The 18,315-nt window shown below is 45.6% G+C and carries 20 protein-coding genes; 8 read left to right on the top strand and 12 right to left on the bottom strand.

What is annotated here, in order from left to right; all coding sequences use genetic code 11:
- Positions 1 to 30: 30 nt before the first annotated feature.
- The gene (locus tag QUB30_RS03825; RefSeq protein ID WP_333329299.1) at positions 31 to 564 is read right to left on the bottom strand and encodes an AAA family ATPase; all 534 of its coding nucleotides are present in this window, start codon (positions 562 to 564) and stop codon (positions 31 to 33) included.
- Between the two features lie 286 nt (positions 565 to 850).
- The gene (gltD, locus tag QUB30_RS03830) at positions 851 to 2,335 is read right to left on the bottom strand and encodes a glutamate synthase small subunit (protein WP_333329302.1); all 1,485 of its coding nucleotides are present in this window, start codon (positions 2,333 to 2,335) and stop codon (positions 851 to 853) included.
- A gap of 86 nt (positions 2,336 to 2,421) precedes the next feature.
- On the opposite strand from gltD, the gene QUB30_RS03835 reads away from it, so the two are divergent.
- The 5 genes from QUB30_RS03835 to QUB30_RS03855 all read left to right on the top strand — a co-directional run bounded on the left by QUB30_RS03835 (position 2,422) and on the right by QUB30_RS03855 (position 7,568).
- Entirely contained in the window at positions 2,422 to 2,709 is a 288-nt protein-coding gene (locus QUB30_RS03835; protein WP_333329305.1) for a hypothetical protein, read from the top strand.
- 144 nt (positions 2,710 to 2,853) lie between these two features.
- Entirely contained in the window at positions 2,854 to 3,885 is a 1,032-nt protein-coding gene (locus QUB30_RS03840; protein WP_333329308.1) for a sulfate/molybdate ABC transporter ATP-binding protein, read from the top strand.
- 179 nt (positions 3,886 to 4,064) lie between these two features.
- A complete protein-coding gene (locus tag QUB30_RS03845) occupies positions 4,065 to 6,008 on the top strand; it encodes an ATP-binding protein (RefSeq protein ID WP_333329310.1) in 1,944 nt (647 codons plus the stop codon).
- A gap of 156 nt (positions 6,009 to 6,164) precedes the next feature.
- Positions 6,165 to 6,896 carry a serine O-acetyltransferase gene (gene cysE, locus QUB30_RS03850; RefSeq protein WP_333329313.1) on the top strand — a complete coding sequence of 244 codons (732 nt, stop codon included), beginning with the start codon at positions 6,165 to 6,167 and terminating at the stop codon, positions 6,894 to 6,896.
- Positions 6,897 to 6,983: 87 nt separating this feature from the next.
- Positions 6,984 to 7,568, top strand: coding sequence for a Crp/Fnr family transcriptional regulator (locus tag QUB30_RS03855; protein WP_333329316.1), 585 nt, complete (start codon positions 6,984 to 6,986; stop codon positions 7,566 to 7,568).
- Positions 7,569 to 7,895: 327 nt separating this feature from the next.
- Here the strand turns inward: QUB30_RS03855 and QUB30_RS03860 are convergent, their stop codons facing one another.
- Positions 7,896 to 8,144 carry a hypothetical protein gene (locus QUB30_RS03860; protein ID WP_333329319.1) on the bottom strand — a complete coding sequence of 83 codons (249 nt, stop codon included), beginning with the start codon at positions 8,142 to 8,144 and terminating at the stop codon, positions 7,896 to 7,898.
- A gap of 109 nt (positions 8,145 to 8,253) precedes the next feature.
- Between QUB30_RS03860 and QUB30_RS03865 the strand changes: the two genes are divergently transcribed.
- Entirely contained in the window at positions 8,254 to 8,691 is a 438-nt protein-coding gene (locus tag QUB30_RS03865; RefSeq protein WP_333329322.1) for an Rrf2 family transcriptional regulator, read from the top strand.
- A gap of 18 nt (positions 8,692 to 8,709) precedes the next feature.
- Positions 8,710 to 9,690 carry a cysteine synthase A gene (cysK, locus tag QUB30_RS03870; protein WP_333329326.1) on the top strand — a complete coding sequence of 327 codons (981 nt, stop codon included), beginning with the start codon at positions 8,710 to 8,712 and terminating at the stop codon, positions 9,688 to 9,690.
- A gap of 226 nt (positions 9,691 to 9,916) precedes the next feature.
- Here the strand turns inward: cysK and QUB30_RS03875 are convergent, their stop codons facing one another.
- On the bottom strand, positions 9,917 to 10,711 hold the full coding sequence (locus QUB30_RS03875) for a sulfite exporter TauE/SafE family protein (RefSeq protein ID WP_333329329.1): 795 nt from the start codon (positions 10,709 to 10,711) through the stop codon (positions 9,917 to 9,919).
- A gap of 304 nt (positions 10,712 to 11,015) precedes the next feature.
- Positions 11,016 to 11,519 (bottom strand): hypothetical protein, encoded by a 504-nt coding sequence (locus tag QUB30_RS03880; RefSeq protein ID WP_333329332.1) that lies wholly within the window; start codon positions 11,517 to 11,519, stop codon positions 11,016 to 11,018.
- Positions 11,520 to 11,673: 154 nt separating this feature from the next.
- Here QUB30_RS03880 and QUB30_RS03885 point away from each other — a divergent pair, with 154 nt between their 5' ends.
- On the top strand, positions 11,674 to 11,862 hold the full coding sequence (locus QUB30_RS03885; protein ID WP_333329335.1) for a hypothetical protein: 189 nt from the start codon (positions 11,674 to 11,676) through the stop codon (positions 11,860 to 11,862).
- Positions 11,863 to 12,088: 226 nt separating this feature from the next.
- Here the strand turns inward: QUB30_RS03885 and QUB30_RS03890 are convergent, their stop codons facing one another.
- From QUB30_RS03890 to QUB30_RS03920, 7 genes are all read right to left on the bottom strand, one after another.
- Positions 12,089 to 12,742: a hypothetical protein gene (locus QUB30_RS03890; RefSeq protein ID WP_333329338.1), complete on the bottom strand. Its 654-nt coding sequence runs from the start codon at positions 12,740 to 12,742 to the stop codon at positions 12,089 to 12,091.
- 86 nt (positions 12,743 to 12,828) lie between these two features.
- Positions 12,829 to 13,251 (bottom strand): DUF202 domain-containing protein, encoded by a 423-nt coding sequence (locus tag QUB30_RS03895; RefSeq protein WP_333329341.1) that lies wholly within the window; start codon positions 13,249 to 13,251, stop codon positions 12,829 to 12,831.
- A gap of 39 nt (positions 13,252 to 13,290) precedes the next feature.
- The gene (locus tag QUB30_RS03900) at positions 13,291 to 13,713 is read right to left on the bottom strand and encodes a DUF202 domain-containing protein (protein ID WP_333329344.1); all 423 of its coding nucleotides are present in this window, start codon (positions 13,711 to 13,713) and stop codon (positions 13,291 to 13,293) included.
- Between the two features lie 148 nt (positions 13,714 to 13,861).
- A complete protein-coding gene (locus QUB30_RS03905; RefSeq protein WP_333329347.1) occupies positions 13,862 to 14,527 on the bottom strand; it encodes a hypothetical protein in 666 nt (221 codons plus the stop codon).
- Positions 14,528 to 15,065: 538 nt separating this feature from the next.
- The gene (locus QUB30_RS03910) at positions 15,066 to 15,725 is read right to left on the bottom strand and encodes a cadmium resistance transporter (RefSeq protein ID WP_333329350.1); all 660 of its coding nucleotides are present in this window, start codon (positions 15,723 to 15,725) and stop codon (positions 15,066 to 15,068) included.
- 20 nt (positions 15,726 to 15,745) lie between these two features.
- Entirely contained in the window at positions 15,746 to 16,450 is a 705-nt protein-coding gene (locus tag QUB30_RS03915) for a cadmium resistance transporter (protein WP_333329352.1), read from the bottom strand.
- A 263-nt stretch (positions 16,451 to 16,713) separates the two neighbouring features.
- Entirely contained in the window at positions 16,714 to 18,219 is a 1,506-nt protein-coding gene (locus QUB30_RS03920) for an APC family permease (RefSeq protein WP_333329354.1), read from the bottom strand.
- Positions 18,220 to 18,315 lie beyond the last annotated feature (96 nt).

Here is an 18,315-nt window from a genome sequence, read left to right on the forward strand (position 1 = left end):
TCGAGGGCAGCCTAAAAGCCCGGTTTCGGATTAAGGCTGTAAAAGCTTTTCTACCGATTGAGCAATAGCAGTCTCATCCTGGAACTCAGAATTATCAATCTCTAAATCCCAAGGCAGCTCGACCAGCAACGCACGTTCATTAATTTCTTTTAACCTATGGTCTGAAACAGGAATGTGGGCTGAGGCATCTCTCGTCATGACTCGCTCTATACAGGTATCGAGTGGAGCTTGTACATGAATTAGGAACACGCGGAAGCCTTCTGGCAAGGCTGTTAATAACTCTGAGAAGGTATGGGCTGTGCCTGTAGACTCGATGCAAAGGGTGGAATGTGATTGAGCTAACTCATCAAGTTTTTCTAACACAATTTGGAATCCTCGTTTCTCCAACGGAATTCCTTCTAATCCTGGCTCTAGCCTAAGCACCTCAAGAAATATAGGTTCAATTCGTAGAAACTTTACCTCTAGATATTTCTCCAAAACACTACCAATGAACGTCTTGCCAACTCCTTTGAGTCCTACTAGCAGCAACAGGTTACACGGTTTTGTATTGTAAGATGAGTACATATTTCTTTAACAATAGTTGCGCTACATCAGTCAATTTTTATAATATGTTTTTTACACTATTTACACACTATTGACAGTATTATGTAGTTGTAAGGTGCGTAGTTCGTACCCTACAAGTAGAGTCTCTGCGTAATACTAATTTTTTATGAGGCTGCATAGAATCTGATCCCCCCTAACCCCCCTTAATAAGGGGGGGACAAGATTCTTCTCAAAGTCCCCCTTCTTAAGGGGGATTTAGGGGGATCGAGATATGTGCAACTTCACATTAAATTGGTATAAGTCCTATTTAAGGCAAATCAGTGCTCCCCATCAGATAAAGGTCGCACTCCCGGGCCACGCCGCGCCCTTCGTTAATCGCCCAAACCACCAAACTTTGTCCCCGGCGACAGTCACCAGCCGCGAAAACTCCCGGAATGCTGGTTGTATATTTTTCGTGCTCGGCTTTCACATTGCTGCGCGCGTCGCGTTCCAATCCCAAGTCATCCAGCAGCGGCTGTTCCGGGCCGAGGAAGCCCATCGCTAGCAAGACAAGCTGTGCCGGCAACACTTTTTCCGTGCCCGGGATGTGGTTCGGAATAAACTGCCCTTTCTCGTTTTTCGCCCACTCCACTTCAACGGTGTGCACAGCTTTGACATTGCCGTTTTCGTCGCCCTCGAACTTTGTCGCCGTGGTGAGATAGCCGCGGGGGTCGTCGCCGAATTTGGCTGCTGCTTCTTCTTGGCCGTAGTCGAGGCGGTAGACTTTCGGCCATTCGGGCCAGGGATTGTTGGCCGCCCGTTCCGAGGGCGGTTTGGGCAGGATTTCTAACTGTACCAGGCTTTTGCAGCCGTGGCGGATGGAGGTACCCACGCAGTCGGTGCCGGTGTCGCCGCCGCCGATGATCACGATATCTTTGCCTTCGGCGGAGATAAAGTTATCGTTGGTGCTCTTGTCTAAAACTGCTTTGGTGTTGGCAGTTAAAAAGTCCATCGCGAAGTGGATGCCTTTTAATTCCCGGCCGGGGATGCCCAAGTCGCGGGGTTTTGTCGCGCCGGTACAGAGCACAACGGAGTCGTATTCTTTTAGCAGTTGTTCCGCTGGCAAGTCTTTGCCGACTTCGGTGTTGCAGACGAATGTCACCCCTTCGTCTTCGAGGACTTTGAGGCGGCGCATTACGACTTGTTCTTTGTCTAGCTTCATGTTGGGGATGCCATACATTAGCAGGCCGCCTGGTCGATCGGCTCTTTCGTATACTGTTACCCAATGACCGGCTTTGTTGAGTTGCGCGGCGGCGGACAAACCGGCGGGCCCGGAACCGATAACGGCGATTTTTTTGCCGGTGCGTTTGGCTGGCGGTTCGGCGGTAATCCAGCCTTCATCCCAGCCTTTGTCGATAATTGCGGCTTCGATGTTTTTAATCGTCACCGGCGGGTTGTTGATGCCGAGAACGCAAGCGCCTTCGCAGGGTGCGGGACAGACGCGGCCGGTGAATTCAGGGAAGTTGTTAGTTTTGTGGAGTCTGTCTAGGGCTTCTTTCCAGAGTCCGCGATATACGAGGTCGTTCCATTCGGGGATGAGGTTGTTAATGGGGCAGCCGCTTGCCATGCCGCCGATCATTGTACCCGTGTGGCAAAACGGAATGCCGCAGTCCATGCAGCGCGCGCCTTGGGTGCGGAGTTTGTCCTCCTCCATCGGTAGGTGAAATTCGTCCCAGTTGTGGACTCTCTCGACTGGTGAGAGTTCGGAGGGCAATTCGCGCAAGAATTCGATAAAGCCTGTTGGTTTTCCCATAGTGGTGTTCTGGTTAGAATTTACTATTCTGTCAGTTTCTCAAAGGTGAAGCTGGCGGGCTTCTGAATTAACTATTGTGATCTAAATTGTGTGCGATCGCACCTCAGATTGAGCAATTCCTACCTGAAATCTTCAATATCGCCGGGAGTCGGGGAATTGTCGGCAGCCGTGAAATATACAGCGACAGCAAAGAAAGCGGGTTTTTTACGGGAATTAAAAGTTTTAAAGGTTTTGATGCAGTATTTTCGTCCGTCAAACCCGGTTTCTGCGTAATTTCAGCATTGCTTATTCTCGGACGATCGCACGCCAGCGATAATCCCACATCTGGAAACGCTTGCGGGTTAACTCGGACGACCCGCCAGCCTCAACTTTGAAACGCAGTCCCCATCAGGAGAGCATCGAGATCCTATACAAAAAGTTACAGACCTTGCAAAATATTATTTTCAGGATATACTACTGTAAATCTGTCAGATAAGCGGAGTTTACTTGTTTAACTCCAAAAATAGGTAAATAAACTCATGAGTATTACAGTTCAGAACGTATCGAAACACTTCGGCTCCTTCCACGCAATTGACAACGTGAATTTGGAAATTAAAAGGGGCTCTTTAGTCGCGCTGTTGGGGCCTTCTGGTTCCGGGAAATCGACTCTGCTGAGGATGATCGCGGGGCTAGAACCGCCGGACAGCGGTCAGATTTACCTGATCGGTGAAGATGCTACTCATCAGTCGGTGCAGGAACGCCATATCGGTTTTGTGTTTCAGCACTACGCTTTATTTAAACACATGAGTATTAGGAAAAATATTGCTTTTGCGATGGAAATTCGCAAAGTTCCTAAAGGCTCTATTAGCAGGCGGGTGGATGAACTTTTGGATTTAGTGCAGTTGACAGGTTTGGGCGATCGCTATCCTTCGCAACTTTCTGGGGGCCAGCGGCAGCGGGTTGCTTTGGCCAGAGCTCTAGCAGTTCAACCAAAAGTGCTGCTGCTAGACGAACCTTTTGGAGCATTAGATGCTAAAGTCCGCAAAGAATTGCGATCGTGGCTGCACAACCTTCACAAAGAAGTTAACATCACCACAGTTTTTGTGACTCACGACCAAGAAGAAGCTATGGAAGTAGCCGATGAAATTGTGGTGATGAACAAAGGTAAAGTCGAACAAGTTGGCACTCCTGCTGAAATTTACGACAAACCGGCGTCAGCTTTTGTGATGAGTTTTATTGGGCCGGTCAATGTGCTCTCAAATGCTGCGGGTTTGTTCGCCAGCAACGGCACAACGGCTCGCAATAATGGAGCCGCTCATTCGGACGTAGTGTTTTTGCGCCCCCACGACGTGGAAATTAAAACTAAGCCGGAGTCTGGTTTTTCATTAGCAACAGTCAGTCGCATCATTCATTTAGGGCGGGAAATACAAACCGAGTTAGTGTTAGAATCCGAGCAGGTAGTAACAGCTTACGTGAGTCGCGAGCGCTTCGATTCTCTACAGTTAACGCGAGATCAGCAGGTTTACGTCAAGCCCAAACACGCGATGACTTTCCCTGCTTATTCAATTTAAATCAGCGGCTGCATCTTACTCAAAATACTATCCGGGAGCTTCTACAAAACACTGCTGCTACATCATTACCAGGCTCGTGCCTGGTAATGCTGTCTCGTGGCTCCAAATCGGAGGAGCTTGCTCCTGAAATTCATTCCCAGGCTTTGAGTGGGAACGATAAAAAAAGGTCAGCGAAGAATATGAATGCTAACAAATTGTTCAATTTAGCAACTAGCACTTTAGTTGGTTATCGCCGTTACATCCAGGCAGGATTAACACTTTGTGCAGGATTTGGACTGTCTGCGATCGCCTCTTCAGTTGCGTACAATTGGGAATACAAATCCATGCAAGCCGAACTGCAAGAGCGACTGGACAAAATAGCTACAGAGATTCAGAGAGATGTTAGCGGCAATTTAGAAATAATTCGGGCAGCAGGAGCATTTTACAGCGTATTTGACGGCGTTAAAAAACCAGAAATTAATACATTTGTTGGTACTGCCCTGTACCGCCATCCCAGCCTGAAGGCGATCGCTTGGCTGCCCCGTGTTTCTGACTCGCCGCAATTCCTGACTGATGAAGTAGATTTAGGTTTAGATTTGACTGCCAATCGGCTAGCGTTAGAAAAAGCCGCAAAAAGACAAGAAATTATCGCGACTGACCGCCAAAAATGGTCTTCACAAAATCAACCAAGTGTCTTTGTCTTTATGCCAATTTTTAGTCAAATTTCTGCTGGTGATACCGCAGCCTTGCCACCAAATTTTTCTGCGAGTGAACCCGAAACTTTGAAAGGTTTTACTTTCGGGGTTTTGCTGGTTGATGCTATTGTAAAGTCTGCCTTACAGGAAACTAAACTCAACTTTATTAACGTGTATCTTCAAGATGCTATGGCTCCTGAAGCAGAAAGATTTCTCGCTTTTTACGAAGCGAAGACTAAAAGGATCATCACCGACGAAAATATTAAAAATAAACTCCAAATTGGGGAAAGAGCTTACTGCCCGGACGGCAGTAGTTGTACCCGCATTCTCAATATTGAAAATCGCAGGTGGTTGCTGCAACTGCGGCTAACGCCTGAGTACATTAATCCTCTAAGATTTTGGCGTTCTTTGACTGTTTTTATTTTTGGGACAATCTTAACTTTAGCGGCGACACTTTATCTAATGAGCTTGTGGAATTATACCGCTCGAATTGAAAAAATAGCAGCAGAACGCACGGCTAAATCTAAACAGCTAGAGCAAACGTTGCAAGAATTGCAGCAAACTCAAACTCAACTGATTCAGCAGGAAAAAATGTCTAGTTTGGGTTTATTAGTTGCTGGTGTCGCCCACGAAGTTAACAATCCTATTAGTTTTATTTACGGCAATATTCAACACGCCAGCGCATATAGTAGCGATTTGTTGGAGTTGGTAAAACTCTACCAAAAACACTATTCATACCCTCCATCGGAAATTTCAAAGTATTTAGAAAATATTGACTTTGAGTTTCTCAGCAAAGATTTGCCGCAACTGCTGTCTTCGATGAAAATAGGAGCCGATCGCATTGTTCAAATTGTCAAATCTTTGCGAAATTTCTCTCGTTTAGACGAAAGCGAAATGAAACCTGTCAACATCCATGAAGGCATTGACAGCACTCTGCTAATTCTGCAAAGCCGCCTGAAAGCTACAGGCGATCGCCCGCCGATCGAGATTGTTAAAAACTACGGCAATTTACCTTTAGTAGAGTGCTATGCCGGACAATTAAATCAGGTGTTTATGAATATTCTGGCTAATGCGATCGACGCCCTTGAGAGTTACAACCTCGATCGCGGGCCCAAAGCAGCGAAAGCCAATCCGATCGCGATCGCCATCACCACAGAATATTCGATCCCCGATAAAATAATTGTGCGGATATCTGACAACGGCCCCGGTATGGCAGAAAATGTCAAAAAACGGCTGTTTGACCCGTTCTTTACGACGAAACCAGTAGGAAAAGGGACAGGATTGGGACTGTCAATCAGCTATAAAATTGTCGTAGAAAAGCACAAGGGTACGCTGCGCTGCGATTCGACACCGGGATTGGGGACGGAATTCTCTATCGAGATTCCGCTGCGGCAAGAAGTCAGACAAGCACTACCGTTTGTGGCGCGGAAAATCTCGGAGGCAGCTTAGAAGGGGCTGGGAAAGGAAAATTTTTTTCTCGTTAACTACTGTAATTTGGTCGGATTACAGTATTATATGTAATAATGCCACAATCAAGACTGCTTTAGGCAGCTTAAACCGTCGGCACGGCCGATACTGTATAACCAAAACACGGTGAGACTAAATATGTTCACTGACTTGCAAATTATTTACGAACGCGACCCGGCGGCGCGCAACTGGCTGGAAGTATTATTTTGCTATCCCGGACTGCAAGCACTTTTTTTGCACCGGACAGCACACTGGCTTTATTCGGCTGGCCTGCCGTTTGTACCGCGCTTGATTTCGCAACTGAGTCGCTTTTTAACAGGTATTGAGATTCACCCAGGAGCAAAAATTGGTAGGGGCGTGTTTATCGACCACGGCATGGGGGTGGTAATTGGCGAAACTGCGATCGTTGGAGATTATGCTGTAATTTATCAAGGAGCGACCCTTGGCGGCACGGGTAAAGAAATAGGAAAACGGCATCCGACGCTGGGAGAAAATGTAGTGGTGGGAGCAGGTGCTAAGGTTTTAGGCAATATTCAAATTGGCAATAATGTTCGGATTGGTGCAGGTTCGGTAGTGCTGCGGGATGTCCCTAGCGATTGCACAGTGGTGGGAATTCCCGGCCGCATCATCCCTCAAAAAAAGCAGGTGGAAAATGCTCAAAATTCTCAAGGCATACCGGATTTGGAAGCTCAAGCAATTCGAGCTTTGTTCGATCGAATTAAGGATTTAGAAGACCAGGTTAATATTTTAAAATCTCAACTATCTCCGCTCAAAGCAACTGAATCAGAGCAAAAAGAGGCAGAAAAACATGAATTATTCATGTATTCTAATTTATTCATTACAGACTTTTTAGACGGTGCAGGCATCTAGTAAAGCTTGAATTTATATAGAGTTTTGCCCACAAGACTATCCTGCTGCCCTGGTACAAACTAACTTTAATTTATTCAGTAACTGGCTATGACTATTGCTTCTCTTTCCACTAAAACTTTTGATGAAACGAGCCGACATATATTTTCTCGCCGCTCGCACTTGCCCAACAGAAGCAATGCTCTGTGGCGAATTGAAACTGGAGTAGTGCGAACTGTAACGTGGCTTGAAGATGGCACAATTATCACCTTGGGATTGTGGGGGCCAGGTGATACGATCGGCAAACCGATATCAAAATGCGATCCTTTTCAAATTGAATGCCTCACTAAAGTCGAGGCAATTTTACTATCGGGCGATCGCTGGCTAAATAGAGATATTTTGCTCACTCACATTCAGCAGGCTGAAGATTTTATGGTAATGCGAGGTTACAAAAGAGTTGATTTTATGCTCTATCAACTATTAACTTGGTTGGCTAAGAGGTTTGGTTCTGAGGTAGAGCGAGGACATCTGATCGATATGATTTTAACGCATCAGGATATTGCAGAAATTATCGGTACAAGTCGCGTAACTGTCACTCGCACCCTCGGTCATTTTGAGCAGCAAGGCTTGATCGATCGTCTGCCATTCCACCGGATTATTCTGCAACCTTCTGAGGTGTGGCACTACGAAATATAAAAGGATATTAACTGTTAATAGTTTACGGTTGCTGATGTAGGTGGTAGGAATGCGGTGCCAAAAAAAATCTTCGCTGACAATGCGATATTCGAGCAAATTCACAGTTTTCTAGACAATAAATAATTTGGCTCGAATGTGCGTTAAATTTTATCATCGACTCGTCAATAAGTTCAAAAGCAAGTGCGATCGTCGCCCTTGCTTTTCTGTTTATCCTGATTTCTTTCTTCTCACTGCCAAAAGATGCGATATCTCGCACCTGTTGACTGCCACGAAGTAGGTGAGTACGAATAAACTTAACGATGAGACAGCATATATCCGCCTACCTACTTAGCAGTTATTTGAAGGCGGCGGTATTGCCTGTAAAATAGTCGCTCCCTGCAACATTTGAGACTTTCGGGATCTACCTGCTTCTGGGTGTTCCCAAGACGGTGCAAAGGGCGGAACTAAAAACGGACAAGCTTTCCACCCACCCTGTACCGCCACACCGAGCATCTGGCAGTTTCCGCCCCTGTGCCCGTGCTGCTCGTAATACCGACAGTGGCGACAGCTTAAATTGCCTACTTTTAGGTCGATCACGGGATTTCTCCAACCGTTTTTGTAATAAAAATATAATAACACTATACACCTACCGGAATTGTGTACTATTATATAATGTACAATTTAAACTCGATCGCCAGTGGGGAATGTGGAACTATCTTCTAGAGTACAATATGCCCTGTTAGCGCTCTTGGAACTGGCGAGCCACTACCCGAAGGATTCGCCCCTAACAGTGAACGAAATTACTGCCTCTCAAGAGATACCGGAACGCTATCTAGACCAAATTCTTGCCGTGCTGCGGCGTGCAAGTATTGTCCAGAGTTTGCGGGGTGCTAAAGGCGGTTATTTGCTGGCGAAAGATCCTTGGCAAATTACTTTGCTAGAGGTGTTTTCGACACTCGAAGGCGACGGCAGCGGCCAGACCCAAAAAGTTTCGGAATCTGTAACAATAGAAAAAACTGCGGTGCTAGAAATCTGGCAGGAAGCTCAACAGGCATCTTGGGCTGTTTTGGGAAAATACACATTACAAGATTTGTGCGAACAGCGGGATGTTCGCAAACAAGCACATCCCATGTACTACATTTAAAGGGAGAGAAATTAAGCCATGAGAATTGCTAAGGATGTTACAGGAATAATTGGCAGAACTCCTTTAGTTCAGCTCAATAAAATTCCCCAAGCCGAAGGAGTAGTGGCTCAAATTGTGGCCAAATTGGAAGGGATGAATCCGGCTGCTTCGGTGAAAGATCGGATTGCAGCCAGCATGATTCAGGCGGCAGAAGATGCAGGGTTAATTCAACCGGGGAAAACTATTTTAGTTGAACCGACTTCAGGCAATACTGGAATTGCTTTGGCAATGATCGCGGCGGCGAAAGGCTACAGTCTGATTTTAACAATGCCGGATACGATGAGTTTAGAGCGCCGATCGATGCTGAAAGCTTACGGAGCTCGGTTGGAATTGACGCCCGGACATGAAGGGATGTTAAGCGCGATCGCCCGTGCGGAAGAAATTGTAGAAGAAACCCCCGACGCTTTCATGCTGCAACAGTTTCGCAACCCCGCTAATCCAAAAATTCACCGGGCAACCACGGCAGAGGAAATCTGGGAAGATACAGACGGTAAAGTAGATTTTTTAGTAGCTGGAGTTGGCACCGGCGGTACGATTACGGGAGTTGCTGAGGTAATTAAACAGCGGAAACCGAGTTTTAGGGCGATCGCAGTTGAACCAGCCACCAGCGCCGTGCTTTCTGGAGGTAAATCTGGTGCTCACAAAATTCAAGGGATTGGTGCAGGATTCATCCCGGAAGTGTTGAAACCCGAGTTAATTGATGAGGTGATTGCAGTTAGCGACGCAGATGCGATCGCCTACAGTCGCCGACTAGCCAGAGAAGAAGGATTGTTGTCAGGAATCTCAGCAGGCGCGGCTTTGTTTGCCGCCATTCAAGTCGGCAAGCGTCCCGAAAATGCAGGAAAATTGATAGTTTTTGTGCAGCCTTCTTATGGCGAACGCTACCTCAGTACAGTCTTGTTCAAAGACTTAGAATTGCCGACAGTCAGCGAACTCGAAGCATTAGTCAGCAATTATTAATACGTAGTATGGCATTGGTGACAACTTAACGTCAAACCGACCGTCTCTCTTGTTGTATCGAAGTCTAGATCCCCCCTCACCCCCCTTAATAAGGGGGGGACAAGATTCTTCTCAAAGTGGGTCTTCTTAAGGGGGATTTAGGGGGATCTAGACTCGGCTATAAACAAGATATACAAAGGTTTTTAGGGGATTGTTGACACCAATGGGCGGGGTACTACCCTACTTTTCAGACTTGATACAATTTCCAACTAGCCATCGCCAACATTCCGTAAATCACAAACTTTAGCGGGCGTTGAGGCATAATTTGGCAGAATTTAGCCCCTACCAAAACTCCCGGCACCGAACCCAACCAAATTGGCAAAACTAAACTCCAGTTTACTGTTCCGAGGCTGAGGTGTCCCACAGATGTAAACATCAACAAAATTGCCGCCTGGGAAATATCTGTACCCACCAATTTAGAAGTATCCAAGCGGAAAACAGCAATCAGCAACAGTGCAAACATCGAACCGGAAGACACGCTAGTGATTCCCACTATGCAGCCTAAAATTGCTGCTGCACCCACAGTACAAAAACGACCATAATTAGTATTTAAGTCCCATTCAGGGGGCGCAGGCAATTTAAAATTAGGGAAAAATGTTTTGACCGCTAATTGGGTCAGCGATAAAGCGACAATTAGTGCGATTGCTACTCCGAGAACGCGCAGCAATATGCTGTCTAAGTTCTGATTTCCGCTGGATTTGATGCAGTGTAAAATCCACACCCCAGTCAGCGAACCGGGCACGCTGCCCAAAGCCAGCCACTTAACTACTTGCAAGTCGAGGGTTTTTTGCTGCCAGTGTTTGAAGCCGCCAACAACTTTCATCAGTGTAGCAGCTACGACATCCGAACTAATAGCAATTGATGCCGGAACCTGGAAAACAAAAATTAACATTGGGGTGATGAGCGACGCTCCGCCAACTCCGGTCAAACCAACAATAATGCCAACAAAAAAGCTGAGAAAGGATAGTAATAAGTAGTTCACGGTTATGCCCAAAAACTGTGTATTTAAGCGCTGCCAACCAACAAATAGATAACTTGGGCGGCTCCTGCCACACAGCAACACAGGCAAAATCTTACTCGCATTTCAATATTTATTACCAGAATTTTTGCTCTTCAACGCTTAATTTTTTTTTGCGTGTTTAGCTACAAGATTCTCGGTCAAACTCAGTAAATGCAATTAAACAAAGCTACAAAAAATGTAGTGTAAAAGCTCCCTGATTTTCTTATATTTACCTGTGTAACTGATTAAAAAGCCTCGATTAATTGATGGGTTTATGTTCTGCCTTCTACCTTGAAGTGACTATCGTCATAGGTAAAACAGAGCTGAGGTTAACCGACTCTTTGCCGGCAAAGAAATCTGGAGTATCGAGAACATTAAAATGAAGCAATGCCACAACGACAATTGTGAAGGCGGTTGAGGAAACTAAACCCGTCAATAACTCTTTTTTGAGGTTTTTTTCCTTGGGTTTGTCTGCAAAAACATCTACAGCCCCGAATTGCATCAACAGAATTCCAGCAATATTGGAAAGCCAGTAGCCGACAATTGTGCCAGGAAACAGTAAATCTGGGGAAAGCCCACTACAGATATACCCAAAAGCGTAGGCAATTGGCAGATTGAAAAATATGTCGTTCCACCAACACAGCGGTGATAGCAAATATCCAATTGCCAGAAGCAACCCGCCTCTGATTTTTTTAAACCAGACTTCCTTAAAGCCCTTAGCTTGTGGTAACTGTTGGGTCAGTTGTTTTGCAAGCTGGTACTCTTGAGTGACTTTTTTAGCGTTTTCCACGTTAACAGCTCATAACTCGATCGACTTACCGTAGTTTAACATCCTAACAGATATATGTCTAGTAAGTCGATCGAGTTACCGTATTTTATTGTCGATCGGCTAAATCTAGTTTTTTCCCGGTAGAAAAATATCTATCCAGGAGAGGTTGTTGAGAATGCTGGCTGGTGTGGGTTTAGGCGCCGATCGAGAAATTGAAAGCTTCCGGCAAATGCTTGACAGTTTGCCAAAGATATGCACTATCGATCCCCCAGTAAAATTGCAGGTAAACGAGCAAAAGCCCGATCGCGACTGTCACGCCGAGCAATTTAGGGACTATTTTCGCGACAGTCTCCAGCACTACTAAGTAGGTAGGCGGGATTAAACTGAACCATGTCACAGTATGTAAATAGGGCTAAGTCAGCCAGTAGAGGGAATTTGGAGACTTTACAATCGTTTACATAGTTGAGTTTTACAGCGTCTATCTACTTAGTGTTCAGTACGGCTCATATCAGGTATCCTAATTTTGGGTTTACTTAAGCAAAATCACTATCTAGCCTTGCTCTTAGAGTTTTCAACAAAAAGGTTTTGCATTAGAAAAATTTAGCCTCTATATCAGCCAGTAAGTACAACACATCTCCTATGTTGATAAATCCTGGTGTAGTAGGAGGAGCGGGAAACAGTGCCTGAGCTTGCATACTAGCTTTTATTTCAAGAGACCTCCACTTAGCAGGGTGCTTCGGCTCTCCATTTTGAAAATTAAAACTTCCGCCGTGTGCAGCAGCATTTCGACAATGACGTAAAAACTCCCATAATTCATCTTTGGTTCGATCTGGTTCAGTAATTTCTTTAGCAACAATCAAAAGTCCACCTGCTGCTATTTTTTTAAAAGCCATAATTACATCATCATATTTTTCGTGTTTAAAAAAAAGCTCATATCCCAAAGACTCGATATTAACTTTAATCGGTATGTCTACATGAGAAGGATGCTGTGGATCACCAATTAAGGGAGTCACCCCTTTTTGTAAAAGCTCGCGGGCTAATCTTGTGAATGTATCACTGTTATACTCATTGGTTTGATCTATTTTCAACTTTTCAATAGAAGTAGGTTGTAATTGCTTAAGCTCCAAAAGCAGTCCTCGTGAAATTAATTCAATAAATCCGTGTGTTTGGGCTAGGTAGCTGCAAACAAGGGGATAGAAAGGTTTGTTGGGAGCAAATTTTAATTGAGGCTCAAGGAAATTCATAAGTTTGAACAAAAATGTAATATTTAATAGTAATGGCAGCGAGCGTGGCAACTGTATCGCTTTTCATGGTTAACTTTTGTTGACAATCAATCGGGTATTACAAAACTACTTGGGCTCAGGGCGGCTGCCAAAATCGAATAAATTACTCCAATTCCCAATAAGCCCACAGCGAAACTGAAAAATAAAACCATGGCGTCTGGGGGATTGTAGGTATCGCGGTCAATTTGGTGGCGAACGGTGAAGTAGTGCACAGTTGAGATTAAGACTGTCGCCCAACCTATTAGAGAGAAGATTAAACCCAACTTCCACCCCATCGCCTCGCGGTAATGTACGGGCATTTGCACGACGCGAAGTCGGATGATGACGACGCCAAAACCCATGAGTGCGATCGCTGCCCGCATCCATGCTAAGAAAGTGCGCTCATTTGCAGATCGATCGATCGCCCGCGACAGATTTTCCTGGTTTGCTTTCTCATCATCTACTTGCATCGGTTGGAACGATAATTGCACGCGATCGAACTCTTTAAGATTAATATAAAACCAGCGCCATTATTCTGGTTCCATCAAACCTTCTAAGCTAGAAGGAATGGTGAACATATAATAAATTACCCCAGCCCCTAGGATGGCGATCGCGAGGCTGAAAAGAATTACCCAGCGATCGGTAGGTTCATAAGTATCGTAATCGATATCGTGGCGGACGCCGAAGTAGTGCTTAGTTGATAAGAGCACTGTCAGCAAACCCACTGTTGAAAAAAGCAAACCCAACTTCCAACCATTGCCGGGAGTTGGCAGCAGAGGGGGATGGAAGGCGCGAAGGCGCACGATAACTACGCCAAAACCCATCAGCGATATTGCTGTCCGCATCCATGCTAAATAAGTGCGCTCGTTTGCCAAGTGATCCCGCACCCGCGACGGATTTGGTCGCTTAATCTTTTCTGTATTTAGTTTCGTGGATTTCCAATTTAATAGCATAGATGCAACCTTTTAATATTAACTCCAAATATGAAGGTAAACCGATATATTTTCGCTGGGACGATTATCCGCCAGGGGATCGCTCCCCGGCGGGTTCTTGCGTTGCAACCGGCTTTACACAGCCGATCGCATTACAACTTCACCAAAACTAATCATTTTCCTCAGTAGGTGCGTTGGGAAGCTGCGTATCTATGTAGGCCTGAGTCACGTCAGGAACAAACCAATTCGCATCCCCAGGCTGGAAAACTTTAGCAGTAGGAACGTTGAATTCTACAGCCCCCGTATCGGGATTAGCTCTGGCTACAACTTGAGTTCCGTCAACTATCTTAACAGCTAGACCGCCAGTCAATTCTTCTGAAGGTCGATCGGTCGCCCTTAAATCGGTTGCATTGACATCGCTGGGCAGATAAATCCCATCGCAATCCCATTTATGTTCAGTTGTTTGGCCGTCAGCTAGAAAATAAAGGGCATTCTCGTAAGAAGACTCCGCTGCTTTTTTGCGTTTCGGGCCGTAGACAGCCAGGGTTTTTCCGGTCTCGTTGCGGCACTGACCCCAAGGTTTTCCCGTTTCTAAAGTGTATTTTTGAAACTCCAATTGAGAGATTTTTTTCTGGAGTTCCTCAGGGGTATAATTCTCGGCGATATTGGGTGCGTCTTTCGCTGCTTTGAGAGTGTTCAGAGCTTCAGTCACCTCTATGTAGTCGGGATTGCTCGCATATCTCGGCGTTTTTGGAGCGTCGGCCCAGGAGGGAGGAACTAATACTAAATTGGCGACCATTACCAAGAGCACTAAAACAAATTTGAAGATTTTCACAATTTTTCTCCTTTTCTAGATTGTCAGGTTTTTTCCAACTTTCTGTTTGCTTGCTATTTTCGGACTTAGGCCAAAACCAGTTGTCCTTAACTTGTTTGCCTGAGAAGCCAAATTTTGCAGAATCCAAAAATCTGGTTTTTTAGCATTATACCTATTTTCAAATTCGAGCTGGGTGGGGTAGTGGCGAAGTGTTCGGGCGATATTTTAGGGATTCATCCTCAAGTTTTTAGCTTTGTTTGATTCACCACTACAGGATTTCTTGAGACAAGAGGTATATTGTTGCCTAAGTCAGGTTATTGGCTAGCTCAAAAGATGGTTGGCATTTGAGTGAAGACTAGAGCCTAAATTCGTTTGAAGCTGCTTTTAGTTTAGTCGCTCACTTCATTGTTAACTTAGCATATTTCTTGAGATATTTCAAGCGAATTACCGCAAATTTAAAGCAAACAATTGTTAAGGTAAAATGATGAGTTAGGAGTTATGAACTATGGCAAATTATCTACCTAAAGAGGGATGAAAATAGCGGAATATTGGCTAATTATTAGTTAGCTTGAAATGCCGGGATCAGCCGATAACTACCGCTTTCAATCAGAATAAATATTCCCAAACCAATCAAAACAAAAGGAACAACAGCCTTGGTATAGCGAGTCAAAATACGGGCGATCGCCCTTTGGCGAGTTAACCGGTAAGCGGCATAAGACCAAACACCTACCATCACCGAGAAAACCGCCAAAATCACCACCAAGCTCGGCAAATCGCTGCTAGCAAACAGCGGCAAATAAATGCCGATGTTGTCTCCCCCGTTGGCCACTGTTACCGCAGCCACATTCAAAGTTTGGGGGTTGAAAAGATTTGCTAACTTTGACACAGGTGAATTAGATTCGCGGTTAAATTCGCCCGATACCGCTTGTACGTCATTTTCCTCATTTTCTCTCTTGACTAAGTGACTGATGCCGATCGCGATCGGAACCAAACCCAGCAAGCCAATCCAAGCTTTCGGCACAATTAAACCGCCAAAAAAACCGGGCAAACTAGCAGCGATGAGTGCTGCAAATCCGAGGTACTTACCCACAAAGATATGCCGGGGGCGGAAAGTATCATTTACCTGGGCGAAGAACAGCATCGAAAGCACCATATCGTCGATATTGGTTGCGGCAAAAGATGTCATCCCGGCAATAATCGCTGCTGCAATCCAATTCATGTGCTGTCCCTGCAATTTTTCTAAACTTCCGTTTCGCTGGCGTTACTTCTGCTGATAGTTATCAAACAGAAAGCGCAACCCACTAAAGATATTATACTTAAAGTTGGGCTTGCCAGAGTGCCGCTTTTCACCAGAATCGCCATTCCCAATCCGATCAAAACAAAAGGCACAAGCTGATTGCCGTAGCGAGTCAAATTATCGGCAATCGCTCTCATCTGAATTAACCGATAAGCAGCGTAGCACCAAACGCCCACCATCCCGAAGAATACAGTGAGAACCACCGCCAAACTTTCTAAAGTATTGCTAGCAAAAAGCGGCACATATATCCCGATATTGTCGCCCCCATTTGCCACCGTCACCGCTGCTACGCTGTAAGTTTGAGGAGACAGAAAACTGCTAAAAAAAGATTTCTCAGATTGCTCTAATTCTGCCTCAACTTCCGAATCGTCGGTTTCTGAATTCAGCAAGCGGCTAAGCCCGATCGCAATTGGCAGCAAACCCAGCATTCCGATCCAATCTGGCGGAAAGATTAAGCGGCCAAAAAAGCCGGGAAGGCTAACTAAAACCAGTGCAGTAAAGCCCAAAAACTGACCGAAGACGATATGCCTGCGCCGAAATACTGCATTCACCTGCGAGAAAAACAGCAGCAGAATCAGAATATCGTCTAGATTCGTAGCCGTAAAAGCTGTCATTCCCGTAGAAATTGCTGTTAGTAATTCATTCATTTCTGTGTCTCCTCAGTTACAAATATTTTGGTGGGCATTGCCTTAGTGTCTACTTAAGACTAAAACCCTGTCTAACTCTGGATGGTAGCCGAGCCTCGATCCCCCTAAATCCCCCTTTTTAAGGGGGATTTTAAGAGTGCTTCCGGTTCCCCCCTTTTTAAGGGGGGCTAGGGGGGATCGAGGTTGCTCACCGTCAGACGGTATACTCATCGTTTAACCTGTTTGTTGACACCAATGGCGGGGTTTCGCCGGCCCTACAACTATTAATCAAAGCCGTTGCTGTCGATCGATACTGCATTCAATCGAACACCGCCGTAAATTGCATTTTCTTCCTCGAATTTGGCGTGAATTGCGTCAATACCCTGCTGCATCGATCCCGTCAGTTCAGGAGAACGCAGCCGCTGCCAGAAAAACCATCCGCAAGTAACCACCAAGTACATCAAGAACAAGTAAGGAAAGGCATCGTAAGGAGCTTCGGGAGGTGGGAACATAGTGCTGCCGGGAATGCCCACGCTGCCCGCAATCGGAATCATCATAAATGCGATCGCCACAGCCGAAAATGCTACATCCCGCACGCGCAATTTACCAATTTTGTGCAGGTAAACCGGGGCTGCGATCGAAATTAAGACGTACACGGTTAAAAATCCGTAGCTGCAAATTGCCCCCAAATAACCCATACAATCGAACAGTTTGATGTTAAACATAGACATCACAGCAGGCACCAAAAATGTCAGAAATGTACACATCGTTACTGCAACGTGGGGAGTTTTATTAGACGAATGCGCTACACCTAATGAAGAGTGAAACAAACCGTGCCGCGCCATCATAAAAAACACTCTCGCCGCTGGATTGATGCTGCCGAGCACGCAAGCAAAAAAGCTAAATAAAGCGCCGAAAGCCACTAACTCTCCCAGCCAACCCATGCCCACTTGTTGCGCCAGAAAACTCAGAGGTTCTTCACTATTAGTAATAGAAACTCCCGTACCGCTAAAACCCAAAACCTCAATATAGGTCATCAGAATGAAGAATAAGCCTGCCATGACAGCACTGCCCATGACAGCCTTGGGGATATTTTTTAAGGGTTTTTTCGCTTCGTCGCCCAGAGATGTAGCACTTTCAAAACCAGAGAAACCAAACATTACTAAGACAAGCCCCGTCGCTATGTTCCCCGGAGTTACGCCTTCCAAAGTCAGTTGCGACATATCTAAGGCAAAACCTTTGTGCGCCCAGATGATCATTCCTAAAAGTGCGATCGCCGCCACTGATGCCCCCTCTAGCCACAGCATCGCCATAGCTGAAAGCTGGATATCTTTGTAACCTGCATACCAAGCAACCCCGGCCCCGATCGATAACAGCGTAATCGGTGACGGATGGATGCCTAAATGACCGATGAAAGTACCCGTAAAGTTGGCAAAACCACACAAAACGGCCATCGCAGTAAATAGATAAGCGAGTACCAAACTCCAGCCGCAAATTACGCCGGCAGTCGGGCCAAGTCCTTTAACAATATAAGAATAAAGAGAACCAGCAGAAGCCGATCGACTCGCAAATTGGTTGATATTGATGCTGACAAATACTAGGCCGATCAAGCCGATCGCAAAACTCAGCCAAGCCCCGTTACCCGAAAGAGCCACGATTAAACCTATATTAGATGCTGGTATAGTTGTAGGTGCAATGACGGCAAAGGATTGAGCTAAAACCTCACCGAAGGAGAGGCAGTCCGGCTTTAAGCCGTGAGTACTGTGATTTTTTTGCGTTTTCTTGGTCATTTATCTTCTCTATTTTTGTCGCTCGACTTTTGGCGATCGGCTTCAACTTGTCGGTGCTGCTTCAGCGTCGGGCCGAGCGTTTAGACGCTTGACTCT

The sequence above is a fragment of the Microcoleus sp. BROC3 genome (assembly GCF_036702515.1).
In the GTDB taxonomy this organism is placed as follows: domain Bacteria; phylum Cyanobacteriota; class Cyanobacteriia; order Cyanobacteriales; family Microcoleaceae; genus Microcoleus.